Origin of the sequence: Dyadobacter sp. CY347 (assembly GCF_021502655.1) — a bacterium.
Classification (GTDB): Bacteria; Bacteroidota; Bacteroidia; order Cytophagales; family Spirosomataceae; genus Dyadobacter.
Genome location: NZ_JAKFFT010000001.1, coordinates 26669 through 46047, shown reverse-complemented (window position 1 = coordinate 46047; position 19379 = coordinate 26669). Strand labels below are relative to the sequence as shown.

Here is a 19379-nt window from a genome sequence, read left to right as displayed (position 1 = left end):
TCAGGAAACTGCCCGCTGAATTTTCAAAATCGCATGTGCGAAGGCTTCCATATCTTCCTTCTCGCCTAGTAGTGCGTGTTGCAGGATCCAGACGGCGTCGGAGCTGCATGCTTGTTCGGCGTTGGGGCAGTGGACTTGAGTGTAATCTACGTGGTCCGGGATGGCGTAGCACATGAAGTTTTTGTTCTGAAACAGGGGCTGCTTGTATAATGGATGCGGATAACCTTTGAAACTGGGGACGCCTTCTGCGGCCAGCATTGCTGCAAAATCGTTTCTGGATAAACCCCCAAATTCATTCGGGTCGTATTTGAAAATGTAAATGTGATAGCAATGCAATGTAATGGCCTCGCTGCGGGTTAATGGGGTTATGCCTTTTATATCCGAAAATAATTCATTCAGATACAACCCATTATCATTCCTTTTTTGCGTTTGCGCTTCCAAACGTTTCAGCTGGTGCGAGAGTAATACGGCTTGCATTTGAGTGATCCGGTAATTGCAGCCCGGATTGTAATGATCATACCATTGTCCGCCTTCAATGCGCCCGACATTTCGCAAGGAGCGCATCATGGCATACAATTCATCGTCATCAGTAATCACAATCCCGCCTTCTCCTGACGTCAGGTTTTTGGAGGATTGGAAGCTGAAACTGCCCACGTCGCCTATTGAGCCTAATTTTTTTCCCTTATATTCTGCACCATGGGCGTGCGCAGCGTCCTCAATAACGCGCAGCCCGTGTCTTTTTGCAATGTCCATAATGGCGTCCATATCACAGGCCAGCCCGCCAAAATGAACCGGGATGATGGCCTTTGTACGCTCGGTAATGGCAGCTTCAATTGCAGCCGGACTGATGTTGTAAGTGTCGGCATCAATGTCTACAAACACCGGAACGCAGTTGCATTCGATCACAGACGAAGCGGTTGTAATAAACGTATAAGGCGGAACGATCACTTCGTCACCCGGCTTCACGCCGCAGGCGATCAATGCAAGGCGAAGCGATACGGAGCCATTCACACAGGTAATCGCATATTTACTCCCGCAGTATGCTGCAAAGTCACTTTCAAATCTGGCGATTTCATCCCCGCAATCCGGATTTCCCCATTTTCCGCTTTGGACAATCTCTGTGACCGCATCTACATCACCACTATCATAAATTGGCCATGGAAACTCTTTGGTCACGGCTTTAGAACCGCCATATATTGCTAGTTTTTCGCTCATTTCCAGCCGGTTATTACCAGGGTTTTCCAGTGCCTTGGACCAGCCACGGTTTCGACCATTGGCTGTTTTTCTTACGCGGTCCTGAGAATTTGGTTTCCTCTAATTTCTCAATCGCACTCCTAACACTCTCGCCGTTGTTGTTTAATTCGTTGTTGCTGTAAATAAATCGCAAAGGCAATGCGCGGGATGCAGGTGCTACGCCTGGAACCAGGGCTGGTAAGCCGGTCCGGCGGTAATCAAACCAACCTTCCGTAGCAGCCGTCCAGCTCGAAACCCATTTTTGTTCGATGATCTGGGCTAAGGTGCCGTTATATGCAACACCTTTTTGCTTGACAAATGCTTCGTATTTATCCGCTACACCCCAGGTTGTCAGTGACTGCTTAATTCCGTTGTTATAATGATCAGCAGCAGAACCTGCGGCCCAGCCTTTTTGTGCGGCTTCGGCAAGAATGAACGATGCTTCCGCAGCAGAGGCCAGTCTAGCTTTTAAAATTCCGCCTTTACTTCCCTGATATGTGTAGTTTAGTTGCGATGCATGCTGATTTTGCACTTGCTGACCCGTTGTTGGGTTTTCATTAAAATAAGTCGGATCAATCATCCCGGGAGGAACGCCCACGTATTCGCCTGTGTTCAGTGGCCCGCTGAATTGTTCAGGACGGCTCGGTTTGTAAGAATTTGGGTTAAAATGACGCGTGTATTGATGTCCCGCAGCGATTTTCGCCCTTAATTCCTGCTCGGTAAATGATTTTACCCCGGTCAGAATTTTGCCATCTTCCCGAATAAATTCATCCATTCCTTTAGCCAGTGTCGGATCAGCGACCCAGCGCACATGAACGGGCAAGAACCAAACTTTCAGACGAGGGTCATCATTAGTTACCAGGTTATTGATCAATGTTGATGCCGGTCTTCTCCTTCTCCAACCGGATTCACTAACGTCATATGCCGTTGAATTGGGCCAGGAATTGTTTGAATCTGTCCCTATGAAGTCCATTACCGCGTCATCACTGGCATCCTTGAAATAAATTCCGGATGCAAAAACTGCTTCAATTCCTGGTTTGGCAATGTCTGGAAGCTTGCTGGAAATGCGCATATAGTAACGGAGCAGCAATGTGTTTGCAAATTTTTGCCATTTCTGCGCATTACCATTATAAAACACGTCGTAAGCCGGCGCGTCCCTTTCATCACCAGATGCAGCGAAAATTGCCGACGCCGCTTTCAAATCTTCAATAATTCCCTTGTAGATCACTTCCTGGCTATCAAACATCGGAAGCATTGCTCCCTCATCCCCTTTCAGCGCCTCTGTATAAGGCGCGTCGCCCCAGAGATCGGAAATGGTTCCGAAAATGAATGCACGCATGGTTAATGCAACTCCTTCGTGGAATTTGAATTTCGTCTCAACAGCTCTCTTATACAGCAGGTTGTTGTTCCGCAGGAATCCGTACCATGCTTTCCATTCATCGTCTTCCTCACTCCAGTTGTAATCATTAAAGCCATCTTTCCAGGCATCTTCCTGCGTGTGCTGGACTACGCCGGCGACTCTGCCATAGCCTAATTTTACATATTGATTGGCAACACCCGTCATGACGGTGGGCATTATCAGGTTGGGATTGGCGCTGTTCGGGTCAACACCATTGGGGTTTTCATTGATCTCCGTGAGGTCTTCCTTACAAGAAGTTACGACCAGCAGCGCAAGCATGAAAACAAGTCCGGGTATATATTTTAAAATCTTCATTGCTTTATTTTTAAAGTATGATGAGCAAAAGAATCTGATCAGAAATCGAAATTCAGCTTAAATCCAAACGGGATTGTCCACGGCATCACGTTTTGTCTTTCAATCCCCTGGCGAAAACCTCCTTTGTTAGGATCAGCCCAGAATGCACGCTCAGGATCGATTCCGATCTTTGAAGCGGTCCACAACATAATGTTCCTGGTGTATACCGACAAATTTGCATTCTTTACAACACCGAAAAGACTTGGAATTTTGTAAGACAATGTTACTTCGCGCAGCTTTACAAATGATGCGTCAAATGTAACCTGCTGGTTGAAGCTCCACGGATACACGGCAGTAATAGGCAAATATTTAGTGCCTGCTCCGCCCAGCCATTCGTGGTATGCGCCCGCCTCATCCTGCCAAACACCCGGAATAAATGCTCCGTCGCCATCCGGCCCGAAGCCACCCGTTGCAGCCGTATGCCCTCCTACTCTCGGGAAGTTGCCGTTTTGCGGGATAATGTATTTTTCAGGATCTGATTTCAGCAAGGCAACCAGCTCGTCGGGGCTATATTGGCTTCCCGGGATCAAGTTGTCAATCTGGCGTTGTGATTTCCAGTCAGACTCTCCGTAGCGATACGTGAATGACATGAACTCGCCTCCTTGCCGCCAGTCGAAGCTTAATCCCAGTGAGAACCTTTTGTAAGTCAAATTGGCTTGCATACCAACGAGGAAATCCGGGTTGTAGTTACCTACTTTTACATTGTTCTCGCGTCCTCCCAAGCTCTGCCAGTCCATATCACCGCCTTCGCCATCATAGGCGATAATTGGCCAGCGATAGTAAGGAGAATCTTTATCCTGAACAGTAGCAAACCCGCGGCTGTACATATTTCCAATTTGCTCTCCTACGAATGTGTAAGCGCCGGCTCCGTTTTCACCCCATTGTTCAAAATACGGGAAGTTTGGTGCCAATTCCTTCACGGTAACGCGGTTACGGCTGAAATTTGCATTCAAATCCAGGCTCCATCCGCCACGGTTACTGATAGGCGTTCCGCCCAGACCAATTTCCCAGCCACGGCTTACAAGCTTACCAGCATTGATGTTCTTGCTTGCATAACCAGTCGACGGCGCCATTGGAACACTAAAAATCTGGTTCGTATTGGCCCTGTCGTAATAAGTAATGTCAAATCGCAAACGGTTGTTGAATAAATTCAGGTCAACACCACCTTCTGTTGAGGTTGCGATTTCAGGAAGTAATGCCGGGTTCAGCAAGTTTTCGCCCAGATTTGCAGTAACAAGGTCGCCCCAGTTTCCTGTTCCAAGGTTGGGATACAATTGATAAGGATCAGTATCATTACCCACCTGCGCCCAGCCTCCACGGAATTTCAGCAACGAAACGGCGGACGGCATATTAAACGTTGTGCTCGCCAACCAGCTCAATGATGCCGATGGATAGAAATAAGAGCGGTTGCTTTCGGGTAATGTGCTTGACCAGTCGTTACGCGCTGTCAAATCCAGGTAAAGCTGATCTTTGAAACCAATAGAACTTAAAGCATATAAGCTGTAAATGGCTTTTTTGTAACTTCCGTTTCCAACGATCCGGTTACCCACCGGAATGTTTGAAATGTTATACAATCCAGGCACAGAAAGATCCCTGCCCCCCAGGTCAGAGCTGTTTCCGTGCTGCTGCATAATGTTACCTCCACCCGAAATGCTGATGTCAAGATCACCAGCCTTAATCGTTTTGGTAATCAAAAAATCTGCATTGCTTTCGTTCCGGCCGATGTTTTCAAGATAGTAACCGCCTTTTGCCATGCTTTTGTAGCTCCATGGAATTTTGGTTTCGCGATCTTCATCATACATATCGTGTGAGTAACGCGCGAAAGCGGTCAGTCCCTCTGCAATCGTCCAGTCGAGTTTAATGTTGCCGTACAAACGATCCCGGGTATACGCATTAGTTAAATGTTTAGCAAGAAAATAGGGATTGTCCGTTTCGCCTTTTGCTATGGTCATCTGTTCTATTTCTTCCAAACCTGGCTTCCAGACGCCTTTCAGGTCCTCAATGTTGTAGCTGGGCGAGTAATAAACGGCCTGCAACGGGTTTCCATCCCGTTCGGAAGTTTGCGGACGGCTGTTCGAGCTGGAACGAACGAAATTGATATTCGTGCTCAGTTTCAGATTTTTTGCCATATCAAATGTTCCTGCCAGCGAAAGTCCGTTCCGGTAAAGATCTGAATTTGGTATCAGCCCCCGGTTGATCATGTTATTATAAGAAACCCGGTAAGTGGATTTATCAGAAGAACCTGAAACAGTGAGGTTATTGGTAGAAGTAATCCCCGTTTGCAGGAAGTTCTTCATATTGTCTTTGTAAGATCTCAGCTCAGTCGGGATCGGTTTGCCGTCGGCATCCAGCGGGCTGTTCCACTGCACTTCTTTATTACCAGCATCCAGCGGTAACCCACCCCAGTATGCCGACGATTCGTCTAACTGGAAAGGCCTCTCGCCATTTGCGTATTTATAATGCAGATCAAGATATCTGTAAGGTTTTTCAAATACATTGGAAGTGGAGAAAGAAACCCCAAGCCCTTTGCCCTTCTTGCCCGATTTGGTTGTGATCAAAATAACGCCATTACCAGCCCTGGAACCATAAAGTGCCGCCGCGCTGGGTCCTTTCAAAACCGACATGCTCTCAATGTCGTCGGGGTTAATGTCCGAAATCGCATTACCGTAATCGACTTTGTTGCCGCTTCCTTTTTCACTCACGTTAGCAAGGCTGTTGGCCAGCGGCACGCCATCCACAACAAATAAGGGCTGGTTGTTTTTCAATGACGCCGCTCCCCTGATCACAATGCTGATCGAAGAACCGATACCGCTCGTTTGGTTAATAGAAACCCCCGAAACCCGGCCCGAAAGTGATGTAAGCACGTTCTCATTCGCTACATTGGCGATGTCCTTGCCTTGGACTTTGCCCACATTATATCCCAGCGAACGTGCATCCCTTTTGATACCAAGCGCCGTAACAACCGCTTCCTGCAATGTTGCTACGTTCTCTTCAAGAACAACGTCGATCACGCTTTTTCCCTGAACCGGAACTTCAATGGAATTGAAACCAATATAGGAAAAGACCAGAACTGCATCATTTCCGGTGACGTCAATGGAATATGTTCCGGCAGCGTCGGTTGTCGTTCCTGCCTGCGTGCCTTTTACAAGCACATTAACGCCCGGAACAACTGCACCGTCTACTGCTGACGTTACTGTTCCCCGGATTCTGGCAACAGCTTCGCCCTGTTTTGCATTTTCAGTCTTTTCGGCTGCCAGCACCGAAGCTTCCGCTCCGGCAAAAAGCAGCACGGCGAGCAAACACCAAAACCCGCGCCGCATATTAATGATAGAGATTGAATTCATAATCTTTAAATTTTAGGTGATTGTCATAAGTCATGATAACAGAGGAAAGGCTTCGTGAAATGGCTTGAATATTCGGGGTCATTTTTCGTGGATCATTCAGTGTAAAGGAGGTTTCTGATTCATTACTTGGGATTTTTGATTATGTACTATCGGTTTCGTGCGGAGAATGTCCGTTCTCAGTTTGCCCGTTCGGCTGATTTTGTCGGAGTAGATAGTCGAAGTAAACTTCAAGCGCGTCCGAATATTTTTGCTGGTCCTTTTCGCTGTTGATGCCTTCCAGCAATTCGGACAGTTCTTCCCCGGTGATTTTGTTAGTGATCAGTTTATTAATCAAAGTTTCAGCCCGGGAAAGTGACATAGTAATAGCTGTTAAGTCTTTGTAGGATACTCACTGTGTTTATGAAAAGACTATCACGATTATATGTTTTTTTAAATGCACCGTTATGTGAATTGAGATAGCCTTATTTTTACCAAAAATTCACCAAATTCAAGGGAAGTATCGTTTCTATGACGAAACCTGGCAGTGACGAATGAACCTGAAAAGACACTATAAGAACATATACTTTCCGCTATTTGTAATCCTTTTGATCCAAACCGCTTACGCGCAAACCGTTGAAACCGACACTGCCGGGACAATTGTTGTGGGCGACATGCTGCTTGAAGGAAATCACCGCACCAGGGCCAGCATTATCCTGCGCGAAATGGCTGTAAAAACGGGTGATACACTAAGCGCTGCATTGCTCGCAGAAACGCTGGAAATCGATCGCAGGAAAATTGTCAATACCAACTTATTTATCACCGTTGACCTGATCCCGAAAAGCAATCCGGATTCTACCCGGACCGACATCAGGATTGTGGTGAAAGAGCGTTGGTATCTCATCATTGTTCCCGTTTTCCAGCTTGCAGACCGCAATTTCAACGAATGGTGGTACGAACGGAAACGCGATCTGTCGCGAACGACTTACGGCGTATACATGAGTTACGGCAATGTGACCGGCCGCGCGGATAAGCTGCGTTTTCTGGCTGAGTTTGGTTTTATTCCAAAATTCGAGGTTGCTTATACTTTGCCCTACATTGATAAAGCGCAAAAAACCGGTATTACGCTGGGCTCTTCTTATTCTATAAACAAAACAACCGCTTTCAGAACATGGCGCGATAAGCTGCAATACTTTAATAGTGAGGACATTAACCGTGAAAGATTTTATTCTTATGTGAGCATCAGCCGCCGGAATAAATATTACACATTCCATACGGCGGACCTTCGTTGGAGTTACAGCAAAATTTCGGACACGATTGCCACGTTGAATCCCAATTATCTGTTGAATGGTCGGAGAATCCAGCGTTATTTCCAGCTAACGTATTCATTCAGTTATGATAAGCGTGATAATGTTCAATATGCATTGCGGGGGCAAACGCTAGGGTTACAGATTTCAAAGATGGGCCTTTTACCGACGGACGATGTTAATATGACCTATTTTTACGGCTCCTACCGCAAATACATTCCGATTTCCAAAAGGTGGTATTTCAACACGGGCGTACGGGGAAGGGTTTCTTTGCCAAAACGACAGCCTTATCTGCAAACGATCGGGTTAGGTTACCGGAATGACCTCGTGCGCGGGTACGAGCTTTATGTGGTTGACGGACAGGACTATGCATTGCTTAAAAATGAATTGAAATACAAGCTCTTTTCATTCCAGAAACATTTCTCCTTTATCCCGGTCAAGCAATTCAATACAATTCCACTTGCCGCTTACATCAATACGTTTGCAGACGCTGGCTATGTCAAAAACAGTTATCCGGAGTTCAGTAACACGAGGCTGGGAAACTCTATGCTTTACGGCGCCGGCGCGGGGCTGGATATTGTTACTTTTTACAATATATTGGCGCGGTTCAACCTTACGCTAAACGGAAAAGGCGAGCGGCGATTCTTTTTTAACGTCTCCCGCGAATTTTGAAATCGTTTTCAAAATTGTCAAATATGGCTACATTGCACCATTAAAAGCCCTTTTTGAAAATGAAGGCACGACTATTGTAACACTTATACTAAACTGAATGAAAAAAACCTCTACACGCATGAAAAGTTTCAAAACCGGTTTTGCTGCTGTCATTTTTACACTGGCAATCTCAGGATGTGATACCAAAACAAACGAAAAATCCGAAGCGGCTACCGATACCGTAAAGGTTGAAGCGCCCGCTGAGAATGACCTCAATAGTGACCAGTCTGCATTGCTGCAAACGATCTTGGGGACTGAAAAAGCAGAAGGCGCCATTCTCCGGGGCATTTCTTTCGGCGACCCGATCAGCAAGGTGAAGGCTTCGGAAAATTTTGAAATGTTTGAAGAAACGGCAGATCATTTGGGATACACGGATGAGACTCCGCAGCTGGAAACCATTGATATCCAATATTTTTTAACGCCCGACAAAAAGGTGAACAGGATCACCGTCGATGTTTATTTAAACAGTCCGGAAGCCACAAAACAGCTCTGGAACGCTGGAAAAAATTACTTCACGAAGGATTATGACGCACCTAAGGAAGAACCTAATAAGGTTACCTGGAACAAAAAGTCGGTTCGGGTTAATATGGAAGATGTTTCAAAGGGAAAGGATTATGGATTGAAATTCCAGTTTGTCCCAACCGATAAAAATGTACTCGCGGCAAAATAAAATTTATGAAAACCAAAAAATCATTAGTTCTGGCAATCCTATGCCTGTTTTCTGTGGGTGTTTTTGCCCAAAAGAGCTCAAAAAAAGATGATGTTGTAACGATCAAAACGGATCTGGGGACCATCAGGGTGATCCTATTCGACGAAACACCCAAACACAAAGCCAATTTCCTTAAACTGACCAAAGATAAATTTTACGACGGTTTGCTTTTCCACCGCGTCATAGATGATTTCATGATCCAGGGTGGCGATCCGAATTCAAGGAATGCAAAGCCGGAGGATTTGCTTGGAAAAGGTGATAATGGCTACAAAATCCCTGCCGAATTCAGCCCCAAACTGTTCCACCAGAAAGGCGCATTAGCTGCAGCCCGCGACAATAATCCAGCCAAGGAATCCAGCGGATGTCAGTTTTACATTGTGCAGGGCCGGAAATGGAGCAAAAATGACTTGAACAAGCAGGCTGCCCGCGCAGCCAGAAAGCTAACCGATTCTCAACGAAAAGTTTATGAGGAAATCGGCGGAACACCGCATTTGGACGGCTCCTACACGGTTTTTGGCCAGGTGATCGATGGCATGGATGTGATTGATAAGATTGGTGCTGTGGAAAAAGATGAACGTGACAGACCGGAGAAAAATGTTTCCATGAACATGTCTGTCAAAAAGATGAAGAAGAAAAAGATTACGAAGAAATACGGCTGGCAATACGAAGCTTAATGCATAAAAAACGAATACTGATCACCGGCTCAAATGGCCTGCTCGGGCAAAAACTGGTGGAGTTGCTGGCTAGGAATGACCAATACGAAACATTCGCCACTGCAAAAGGTGAAAACCGGTTAAACGTTTTGGAAGGTTATCACTTTCTGGAAATGGATGTTACCGATGCTGTGCAGGTGGATGGCGTGCTTTCGCAGGTAAAACCGCAGGTCATTATCCACACAGCCGCCATGACGAATGTGGATCAATGCGAAATGGAGAAAGACGCTTGCTGGAAACTGAATGTGACGGCCGTTGAAATCCTGATCGAAGCCTGTAAAAAGCACAATATTTTCCTCGAACACGTTTCCACAGACTTCATTTTCGACGGAACTTCCGGGCCATATAAAGAGGAAGATGAGCCTAATCCGATCAGTTTTTATGGTTGGAGTAAATATGCTGCGGAGAAAGCCGTCATGCATTCCGACATTCAATGGGCCATTGCCCGGACTGTGCTGGTTTACGGCATAGCCCACGACATGAGCCGGAGCAACATTATTCTTTGGGTTAAAAAATCACTGGAAGAAGGCAAGGCAATCAAGGTCGTCACCGATCAGTTCCGGACGCCTACATTAGCCGAAGATCTTGCAATGGGATGCTATTTAATCGCCGATCAACGCGCGGAAGGCGTTTTTCACATTTCCGGAGAAGACTTTCTCACTCCTTATGAAATGGCCATGATGGCGGCCGATTACTTTTCGCTGGACAAATCACTCATTTCACCTACCGACGCGTCATCATTCACCCAACCAGCGCGCCGCCCCCCACGAACTGGTTTTGACCTACAAAAATCCCGAAACGTGCTGGGCTACAAACCGCACACATTTCGGGAAGGAATTGCGTTACTGGCAAAGCAGATTGGTGGCTAATGCTCAGGATTTGTCAATCGCAGCAAGATCTAGAACGAAACCAGGAAGGACAGGGTCCCCTGAAAGCTGAATGTCCAGGCTTTTGATTTTTTGCATCTCCCTGCCTTGACTATAAATAAGCACCTGCATTTTATATCGATCAATCAGCCAAGCCAGCCGACACCCATTTTCCATATATTCCTGCATTTTATCTTGCAGATATTTCAAGCTATTAGATTGCGAACGAATTTCAATAATAAATTCTGGGCAAACGGGTGCGAATTTCTCCTGTTCCTTCTGCGATAATGCATCCCATTTTTCCTTCGGAACCCAGGATAAATCCGGGGATCTTACTGCGCCATTGGGAAGCGTAAAGCCCGTTGAAGAATCAAATAATTCACCTGCAATCTTATTGCTATCAAGCCAGTTGAGAAGTTTGGTTGCTATGCGTAAATTAAACTTTCCGGTAAAGCTGCCAGTCGGTGACATAAAAATGATATTGCCATGTTTGTCCCGCTCCAAGTTCAGCATATCGTTCATCTGGCAGAACCTGAAGAACTCATCTTCGCTCATGATGTCCCCCACTTTGAAGGTCACGGGCATTGTGATCAGTGATGTATCCATGATGAGTAAGTTTAAAGGCAGCAATTTACCAATTCTATAACGCTTAATAAAACCCTAAGATTTCCCAAAACGCCCGTTTAATAAAGCTTTTCATAATACTCCCGCGCCATACGGTCGGAGTTGAAAAATACGTTGACGTCGTTCATGCTGTTGAGGACCATTTCCTGCCATTTTTTGTGGTTGGCGTAGTAGGTTGGAATGACAGAGGTTTCCAGCTTTTGCATGAGATTATCGCAATCCTGCTTATTAATATCATCGCCTTCCGCAACGGGAAGCAAAAACGAGTTCTCCCCATCCTTCGAGAATTCACAAATCCAACCGTCGAATGTTGACAGATTGAGCGAAGCATTCATTGCCGCTGTCATGCCACTGGTTCCTGATGCTTCACGGGTCACAACCGGCGTGTTAAGCCAAACGTCCGAACCATCTTTCAGTAATTTGGAAAGTGCCAATTCGTAACCTGTAAGCACTGCCATATTGGAAAAATGGTGGCTTGAATAAAACAGCTTATTAAAAGTGTCAATAGCGCCTTCGTCCTTTGGGTAAGGCTTTCCTGCCCAGATCACCTGGATCGGTTGTTCCTTGTTTTCCATCAGTTTTTGAAAGCGCTTAAGGTCCCAAATGAGCATATCCGGCCTTTTATACGCAGCAAATCTGCGAGCCCAGACAATGGTCAGCACATTAGGATCAAATATTTTGCCGCATTGGTCAGCAACAGTTTTGAACAAAATCTTTTTCAGCTCCTTTTTACGGGCAGAAATTCTTTCAGAATCTTTTGCTATCCGTGCGCTTTCGAGTTCACTATCAACCCAATAAGTATTATTCTGCGCATTGGTAATGTGGTCGATCTCGGCAATGTTCTTGTGCGATTTCCACATATTCCGGGATACTTCTCCGTGAAGCTTTGAAACGCCATTGGCTTTTCTGCTCAGGCTCAATGCTGCCAGCGAATGGTTGAAAGTGTCGCCTTTAATGTTACTGATCTTGCGGACAGTGTCCAGGTCCAGCCCGGAGAAAAAACCCAGTTTATCCAGAAAGTGAATGTCGTGTTTTTCATTTCCCGCTTCCTCAGGTGTGTGCGTGGTAAAAACAACGCGCTTCTTCACCTCAGCAACTTTTTTCAGTTTTTTGAACAAATGAAAAATACCCGAAACGGCGTGCGCCTCATTATAATGATACACCTCAGGTTCGTAACTCAATTCCTCTAAAAGACGAGCGCCGCCAATCCCGAGCACCATACACTGCGCCACTTTATATGTCACATCTGCATCGTACAACGAATAGCTTATCGCCCGCGTCTCATCGTCATTGCCGTCTGTATCAGTAGTCAGCAGGAATAATGGTGCAGATTGGAAAACGTCCGGCGGCAGATAATAGGCTGCTATCCAGACATCTTTGCCCATGACGGGAATCTGAAACCGGATTTTGGTATCAACAAGAAATGAATACATTTTCTCGTGAAATTCCGGCTGCATACTGCCGTCCTTTTTCCTGCCCTGATCGTAATAACCATATTTCCAGAGCATACCCACGCCTATCAGGTTCTGCTTCAATGCATGTACGCTGCGCATATGCGAGCCAGCCAGAAACCCGAGACCTCCTGAGTAAATTTTCAGCGCCTGATCTACGGCAAACTCCATTGAGAAATAAACAACTGATTTTTTGTATTTGTTATCCGCAGTAAATGGATGCTTATAAGGAAGTGAGAATGTTTGTTGTGACATTAAAAGGCAGGTTTTAGTGAAACCTGTCAGCATTGAATCCGACAGGTTTTAAAAGCAATTTTTTTCCTGATTATTTACCAAACAATCTAGCCCAGAAACCTTTGGCTTTTGTTTTGGTTTCAACATATTTTTCGGAAGCAGCTTCTTTTGCTTCCCGGATCTCCTCGGCGGCTTTCACCCTGAGTTCTTCCGCTTTAAGTTGTGCTTCGGCCAGTTTTTCGGCGGCAATGGCTTTTGTTTCTTCAAATGCTTCGTTCAGATCTTCCCTGATATCTTCATATTTGTCGGCGGCGGCGTCCTTAATGTCTTCATACTTGTCAGTAGCCGCTTCTTTGATGGTGGCTACAATCTCTTTTGCCTCTTCGGTTTTATCGGCCGCGCCCTCTTTAAAATCATCTACTTTATCCGCTGCAACTGATTTTACCTCTTCAAATTTGTCTTCCGCCTCAGCTTCCAGTTCCAGTGCTTCGTCTTTGGTCTTATCCAGTTTGGATTCACCGGCTGATTTCAGGTCGTCAAGCGTTTCGTAAACCTCTGACTTGATCCCATCTGCTGCCACACCTGCTTCCTGTATTTCCTCTTCTGCTATTGTTTCCAGTTCATCCGCTTTGTCTGTCTCGAACAACTCTGCGTCCTCATTTATTTCCTCTGCCTGATCCACGATCTCCTCCTTTTCCTCAGCAGCTTGCTCTTTCAGCTCTTCAACTTTCTTTTGAAGCGATTCTGTCACCTCTTCGGGTGTGGGTTTTTCGTTTTCGGCCATTGGGAAAGAAATTTAAGGTGAAAAATATGTAACAGTTGATTTCGAAAGCTACAAAGGAGTTGGCAACGTTGCAAGGAACTACACAGCTTTGTGCTACTCTAACCTTCTAACCATCAATTTTTTAATTAGCTCGTAAAACGGCTCAGGCTGCATGGTGCGCCAGTTGTTGAGCTGCAATGTTCCTCCAAAGTTGATATAGTAATCGAGCTTGAACTTCTTCCATTGCTCCTCTACATGTTCCCTGAAATTGACCGCGGCAATCCAGCCGTCTTCAATGTCGTCAAACCATTCGGCGTAGTAATCATCCTCACTTCCATGAAAATCCAGGACATTCTCACCCATTAAAATAAATTGGTTAATGCCCTGATCGACAAGCGGGTCTACGACTTGTCTTTTAAAAAACATAATGTCGTTATGCAGCGCATCATTCCATTCACCAAACATTTCGATCACTGCATAATGCTTCATATAATCAGCAAAAAGAATCTTCACATACAGCGTTTCGGAACCGATTTCGTCCCACAACGGATGTATATAGTAACCGTAGATCGCATTTTCGTAATAATCCAGATTGTAAGTCCGGCCATGGAACGGCGATTTTTCGTCATGGCTGGCTATATAATGTTTTTCCCAATTGTAATAAGGCTCAATCTCCTGCATGACAATGAATTCTTAACGCCAATGATAAACTAATATAAAGGATAACAGACAAATAAAAATGGCTTAAACAGTCTGTTAAACCATTTAAGCCATTAAAATATTGTACCTGAATTCCTACTAAACTCTTACAGCTCGCGGATCCAGATGTTGCGGAAGCTCGTTGTATTGTTGTGGTCCTGCAATTTGATCGGCCCTTTTCCGTGTGGCTCAATCGTTGGCTGACCTACGTAAGGAGTTGTTCCCTGGATCATGGTGTGGTTTTGAACCAAAACACCATTGTGGATCACCGTAATGTATGGAGGGATCGTCATCTGACCGTCCTTATTGAAATGCGGCGCTGTGTAAACAACGTCATAAACCTGCCATTCACCCGGTCCAACAGTTGCATTCACAAGTGGCATGGTTTGCTTATAGATAGATCCGGCCTGTCCGTTGGAGTAAGTTGGGTTGTTATAGCTGTCCAAAACCTGCAATTCGTAAATGCCTTGCATAAAAATACCGCTGTTACCACGACCCTGGCTGTTTCCTTCCACTTTCGCAGGTGTACGCCATTCAATGTGCAGCTGGTAATCTCCGAATGTTTGTTTTGTTTGAATGTCCCCTGATTTAGGAGCAACAGTCATTGCACCGTCACCAACAGTCCAGGGAGCAGCCGCTTTGCCATCTTTGCCAGAAACCCATGCATCCAGATTTTTTCCATCAAATAATACGATTGCATCAGAAGGCGCGGTAAAACCGGAAACAGCCGTTGACGGTTTACCAGGCGTTACTACGCGGGGAACCGGGCTCCAAAGTTCACTCGATTCGGGCGTTTGCTTAGCAGGTTGCAGCTGGGCATGTGCAGCAAATGCCGTTGCAAGGCTGAACGCGGTCAGGATTAGTTTTTTCATTTTAAAACTTAACTTTTAGTCTAATAACTATTGAAATAATATCAAAACACAACATTAGGTAAAAAGCATTAACAAACGCGGTTCTCACCTAATTAAATGTAATATTTTGGATTCTTATCACGTAATTTGCACCCGCGTCGGCCGATGGCCGGACAGCATTTTAAATAAACCGATACAAGCTTACTTCAAGTATGTTTAAAATTAACCGTTCTCTTTTCCAACTTTTTGCAGGTGGGATTGCTGCATTTGCTATGCAATCCGCTTATGCACAACAGCCTATCCCCTTAAACGACCTGAGTGCGTTCACTACCAAATCCGACAACTGGAAGATCGTCGGTAATGCAGCAGCCGATATTTCCAAAGAAAATGTACTGACCACGACGCGCGGAAAAGGTGTGCTGGCCTGTACACACGAAAAAGGAAAATACGGCAACCAATATGAACTGATCTCTAATTTCAAACACGGAGATCTGGACATTGAGCTTGATTTTATGCTGACCAAAGGATCCAATTCCGGAATCTACCTGCAAGGCAACTATGAAGTGCAACTTTTTGACAGCTGGGGTAAAAAAACTGCCAAATACAATGATAATGGCGGAATTTACGAGCGTTGGAATGATTCAAAACCCGAAGGCGAAAAAGGCTACGAAGGCTATGCGCCGCGCTTTAATGTGGCAAAAGCACCGGGATTATGGCAAAATATCAAGATTTCTTACCAAGCGCCACGTTTTGACGCAAACGGAAAGAAAACTTCCAATGCCGTATTTCTTTCTATCGTGTTAAATGGCGTTACGATCCATGAAAATGTGGAAGTTAGCGGCCCTACCCGCGGTTCACTGACCGGCGAAGATGTGGCCATGGGCCCGATCCGCATCCAGGGTGATCACGGATCATTGGCGATCAAAAACATTGTGATCAATAATTTTGATAAAAAGCCGGGAACATTATCGGAGCTAAGCTATAAAACTTACTATGGGGCTTTGTCGGAAACAGAAGATCTTTCAAAAATGACACCTGCTGAGACGGGTAAATCCGAAGCATTGAGCTGGGAGATTTTAAAGGAGAATAATAATTACTCTTACGTATATACAGGACGCTACAATGCTGCTACGGATGGTGATTACAATTTCAAATTGCAGGCTTCGGGAAATTCTTACTTGAAAATCGACGGAAAATATGTCATCGATGCCCAATGGAAATCCAACAATGAATTCCGTGAAGGAAAAGTAAACCTGAAAGCGGGTGACCATACCATTGAAATATTCAACAATAAAAAAGATGGCTGGATGCGCCCTGTGCTTGGACTTTGGGTAAGCGGACCTGGTTTCAGGGAAATTGCTTATCATACCAAAAGCTCTGCTATGGCCGGCGGCGTGAATGATCCGATCCTGATCTCTGCGGGAACAAACAATGTTACCCGGAGTTTTATGGATTTCAAAAAAGGCAAAGAGAAAAGACAGCGTGTGGTGCACGCAGTTTCGGTAGGAAGCCCTACCAATCTCCATTACACATATGATTTGGACAAAGGTGCAGTTTTGCAGGTTTGGCGCGGCGAGTTCCTGGATGCAACGCCTATGTGGCACGACCGCGGCGACGGATCTTCCCGTCCGAGAGGAAGTGTGACGCTTTTGGGCAATGATATGGTCCTTGGCAAATCAGCAAAAGGAAAATGGCAGGCAGACACAACCGGCAGCGGTTACCGTCCAAAAGGCTATGTTCTGGACGACCAGGACGTTCCTACTTTCCAGTATCAGGCATTTGGTTCAGCCGTAACAGATTACATTTCCGTAGTGAATAACCAATATTTCGAGAGAATTATTAAGGTAAACAATCCTTCAAAAGACCTCGTTGCCAGACTGGCTGACGGAGCGAACATTGAAAAAGTGGCGGATGGACTTTATGCCGTTGACAACAAGTCGTACTACATTCAATTGGCTGATAAAAGTGTTAAACCTGAGATCAGAAGCGCTGACGGCTCGCAGGAATTATTGGTGCCGGTTACAAATGGTGAAGTGAAATATTCGATCCTGTTCTGATTCAAAATCCTTATAGACATTCATATATAATGAAAAAAATTGCTCAAATAGCGTTTGTTCTTCTCGCAACGATTTCCATGCTGAAAGCGCAGGAATCACCGAAAGAAGAAGACTTTTACAAAATTATTACCCCGCCCATTCCCGAAGGGATTATCCTTGAAGTAGGCGGACTAACCACCATGCCGAATGGCTCGCTGGCCATTTCCACACGCCGTGGTGAAGTCTGGATCGTGGATAACCCTACCAGCCGGACACCTTATTTCAGAAAATTCGCAACAGGTTTGCATGAAATCCTTGGCCTTGCTTACAAAGAAGGTGCATTGTATTGCGCACAACGCGGCGAGCTTACCAAGCTGGTTGACAAAAACGGCGATGGCAAAGCGGATGTTTACGAAACGGTTTACGCATGGCCATTGTCCGGACATTATCATGAATATTCTTTCGGGCCAAAACTGGCACCGGATGGAAGCTTTTTTGTGAGCGGTAACGTGGCATTTGGTGACGAAGAATGGTGGAGAGGCGAAAGCCGTGTTCCTGGTCGTGGCTGGATTTTCCATATTACAAACGATGGCAAATACGAACCATACGCAACAGGCGTGCGCTCCCCTGCGGGAATCAGCATGCTGGACGGTGAGCTGTTTTATACGGACAACCAGGGCGACTGGATGGGAACAGGCGGGATTTTCCAGGTTAAAAAAGGAGGCTTCATGGGCCACCCGGCCGGTTTGAAATGGGCTGCGGGCACACCGGTGAAACTTACAGAAAAGCAATTCTTCGCTGAGCGCGACAACCGCCAGCACAAAGACGACAAAGGACGCGCAATCAAACCGGAAAACACCGGCAACGAAACGCCGCAATTCCTTTATCAATTCAAAGAAAAATACGATATGGTGCAGCTTCCGGCTGTTTGGCTTCCTTATGGTGTGCACGGAGTTTCTACTTCGGAGCTGATTTTGGATAATACGAAAGGCAATTTCGGACCATTTACGGGACAGGTTTTCGTGGGCGACCAGGGACAAAGCAACATTATGCGTATTGTTTTGGAAAAAGTAAAAGGCGAATACCAGGGTGCGAGCATTGGTTTCCGCAGCGGTTTCCAGTCGGGAGTTTTGCGTATGGCTTTTGATAAAGACGGTTCCATGTTCGTAGGTGAAACAAACCGCGGATGGGGTTCGGCCGGAGATGCTAACCAGGGTTTGCAGCGTTTGGTATGGAATGGTAAAATGCCATTTGAAATGTACACTGTGAAGGCGCAGCCGGACGGTTTTGAAATTGAATTCACAATGCCCGTTGATCGCAAATCTGCGGAAGATCTTGATTCTTACAATGTCAGCAGCTATTTGTACAAACATTATCCAGTTTACGGCAGTCCTCCGATCGATACGAAGGAAGTGAAAGTGGTGGGAGTAAAAGTTTCTGACGATGCTAAAAAAGTGAGGATTGTATTGGATGGAATGCGTCAGTATTATGTGCATAAAATCCAGCTGGAAGGCGTTCGTGCTGCAACAAACAGCTGGTCGCTTGTTCATACGGATGCTTACTATACATTGAACAACATTCCTGATGGCGAGAAATTGAAAGTTTCTGACCTGAAAACGACCAGATCAGGAAAAGCGGCTGCTTCGGTTGCTGCGCCTGAAAAAGAGCACGTTTCTCCGGATGGAAAAGGCAAAGCAACTACCGGCAAAGGCGCAGCCATGAAAGTGCCTACGTTTGCAGAAGTAAAACCGCTTTTGGAAAAAAATACTTGTCTGGCTTGCCACGCTGCTGACAAGAAGGTGGTTGGCCCATCTTACCTGGATGTTGCCAAACGCAAATACAGCAATGAGAAGATCGTTGATCTGATCTATCATCCAAAACCTGAAAACTGGCCGGATTATGCAACGCCAATGCCTCCTATGCCACAAGTTTCGAAGTCTGATGCCATGAAAATCGCTTCCTGGATCAACTCCCTTGCTAAATAACTAACCTGCATTTTGCAGCTGCAAAGTGCTTTTTGAAATACGATTGGAAAGGCTGTCCAAATATGTGGACAGCCTTTTTTTAGTTATATTCACATTCTAAATCAGACAGATGCAGCTGAATTGC

15 protein-coding genes are annotated in these 19379 nt (G+C 45.6%); 6 read left to right on the top strand and 9 right to left on the bottom strand.

The window, feature by feature from the left end; translation table 11 throughout:
* From L0659_RS00210 to L0659_RS00195, 4 genes are all read right to left on the bottom strand, one after another.
* Entirely contained in the window at positions 1-1215 is a 1215-nt protein-coding gene (locus tag L0659_RS00210; RefSeq protein WP_235123492.1) for a DegT/DnrJ/EryC1/StrS aminotransferase family protein, read from the bottom strand.
* A gap of 13 nt (positions 1216-1228) precedes the next feature.
* Positions 1229-2947, bottom strand: a complete 1719-nt coding sequence (locus tag L0659_RS00205) for a SusD/RagB family nutrient-binding outer membrane lipoprotein (RefSeq protein WP_235123491.1) — start codon at positions 2945-2947, stop codon at positions 1229-1231.
* Positions 2948-2985: 38 nt separating this feature from the next.
* Positions 2986-6330, bottom strand: coding sequence for a SusC/RagA family TonB-linked outer membrane protein (locus L0659_RS00200; RefSeq protein WP_235123490.1), 3345 nt, complete (start codon positions 6328-6330; stop codon positions 2986-2988).
* A gap of 139 nt (positions 6331-6469) precedes the next feature.
* Positions 6470-6688: a hypothetical protein gene (locus tag L0659_RS00195; protein WP_235123489.1), complete on the bottom strand. Its 219-nt coding sequence runs from the start codon at positions 6686-6688 to the stop codon at positions 6470-6472.
* Positions 6689-6860: 172 nt separating this feature from the next.
* On the opposite strand from L0659_RS00195, the gene L0659_RS00190 reads away from it, so the two are divergent.
* The 4 genes from L0659_RS00190 (at position 6861) to L0659_RS00175 (ending at position 10615) form a co-directional block, all read left to right on the top strand.
* A complete protein-coding gene (locus L0659_RS00190) occupies positions 6861-8285 on the top strand; it encodes a BamA/TamA family outer membrane protein (RefSeq protein WP_235123488.1) in 1425 nt (474 codons plus the stop codon).
* A 118-nt stretch (positions 8286-8403) separates the two neighbouring features.
* Positions 8404-8994 carry a hypothetical protein gene (locus L0659_RS00185; protein ID WP_235123487.1) on the top strand — a complete coding sequence of 197 codons (591 nt, stop codon included), beginning with the start codon at positions 8404-8406 and terminating at the stop codon, positions 8992-8994.
* A 5-nt stretch (positions 8995-8999) separates the two neighbouring features.
* On the top strand, positions 9000-9707 hold the full coding sequence (locus tag L0659_RS00180; protein ID WP_235123486.1) for a peptidylprolyl isomerase: 708 nt from the start codon (positions 9000-9002) through the stop codon (positions 9705-9707).
* Positions 9707-10615 carry an NAD(P)-dependent oxidoreductase gene (locus L0659_RS00175; protein ID WP_235123485.1) on the top strand — a complete coding sequence of 303 codons (909 nt, stop codon included), beginning with the start codon at positions 9707-9709 and terminating at the stop codon, positions 10613-10615. Before L0659_RS00180 ends, L0659_RS00175 begins: the two co-directional genes overlap by 1 nt.
* Before the next feature lie 3 nt (positions 10616-10618).
* On the opposite strand, the gene L0659_RS00170 is transcribed toward L0659_RS00175, so the two are convergent.
* The 5 genes from L0659_RS00170 to L0659_RS00150 all read right to left on the bottom strand — a co-directional run bounded on the left by L0659_RS00170 (position 10619) and on the right by L0659_RS00150 (position 15255).
* On the bottom strand, positions 10619-11218 hold the full coding sequence (locus L0659_RS00170) for a Uma2 family endonuclease (RefSeq protein ID WP_235123483.1): 600 nt from the start codon (positions 11216-11218) through the stop codon (positions 10619-10621).
* Positions 11219-11295: 77 nt separating this feature from the next.
* A complete protein-coding gene (glgP, locus tag L0659_RS00165) occupies positions 11296-12942 on the bottom strand; it encodes an alpha-glucan family phosphorylase (protein WP_235123482.1) in 1647 nt (548 codons plus the stop codon).
* 70 nt (positions 12943-13012) lie between these two features.
* The gene (locus L0659_RS00160) at positions 13013-13705 is read right to left on the bottom strand and encodes a hypothetical protein (RefSeq protein ID WP_235123481.1); all 693 of its coding nucleotides are present in this window, start codon (positions 13703-13705) and stop codon (positions 13013-13015) included.
* A gap of 93 nt (positions 13706-13798) precedes the next feature.
* Positions 13799-14365, bottom strand: coding sequence for a hypothetical protein (locus tag L0659_RS00155; RefSeq protein WP_235123480.1), 567 nt, complete (start codon positions 14363-14365; stop codon positions 13799-13801).
* A gap of 125 nt (positions 14366-14490) precedes the next feature.
* On the bottom strand, positions 14491-15255 hold the full coding sequence (locus L0659_RS00150; protein ID WP_235123479.1) for a DUF1080 domain-containing protein: 765 nt from the start codon (positions 15253-15255) through the stop codon (positions 14491-14493).
* 191 nt (positions 15256-15446) lie between these two features.
* Between L0659_RS00150 and L0659_RS00145 the strand changes: the two genes are divergently transcribed.
* Positions 15447-17291 carry a family 16 glycoside hydrolase gene (locus tag L0659_RS00145; RefSeq protein WP_235123478.1) on the top strand — a complete coding sequence of 615 codons (1845 nt, stop codon included), beginning with the start codon at positions 15447-15449 and terminating at the stop codon, positions 17289-17291.
* A gap of 29 nt (positions 17292-17320) precedes the next feature.
* Positions 17321-19255, top strand: coding sequence for a c-type cytochrome (locus L0659_RS00140; protein WP_235123477.1), 1935 nt, complete (start codon positions 17321-17323; stop codon positions 19253-19255).
* Positions 19256-19379 lie beyond the last annotated feature (124 nt).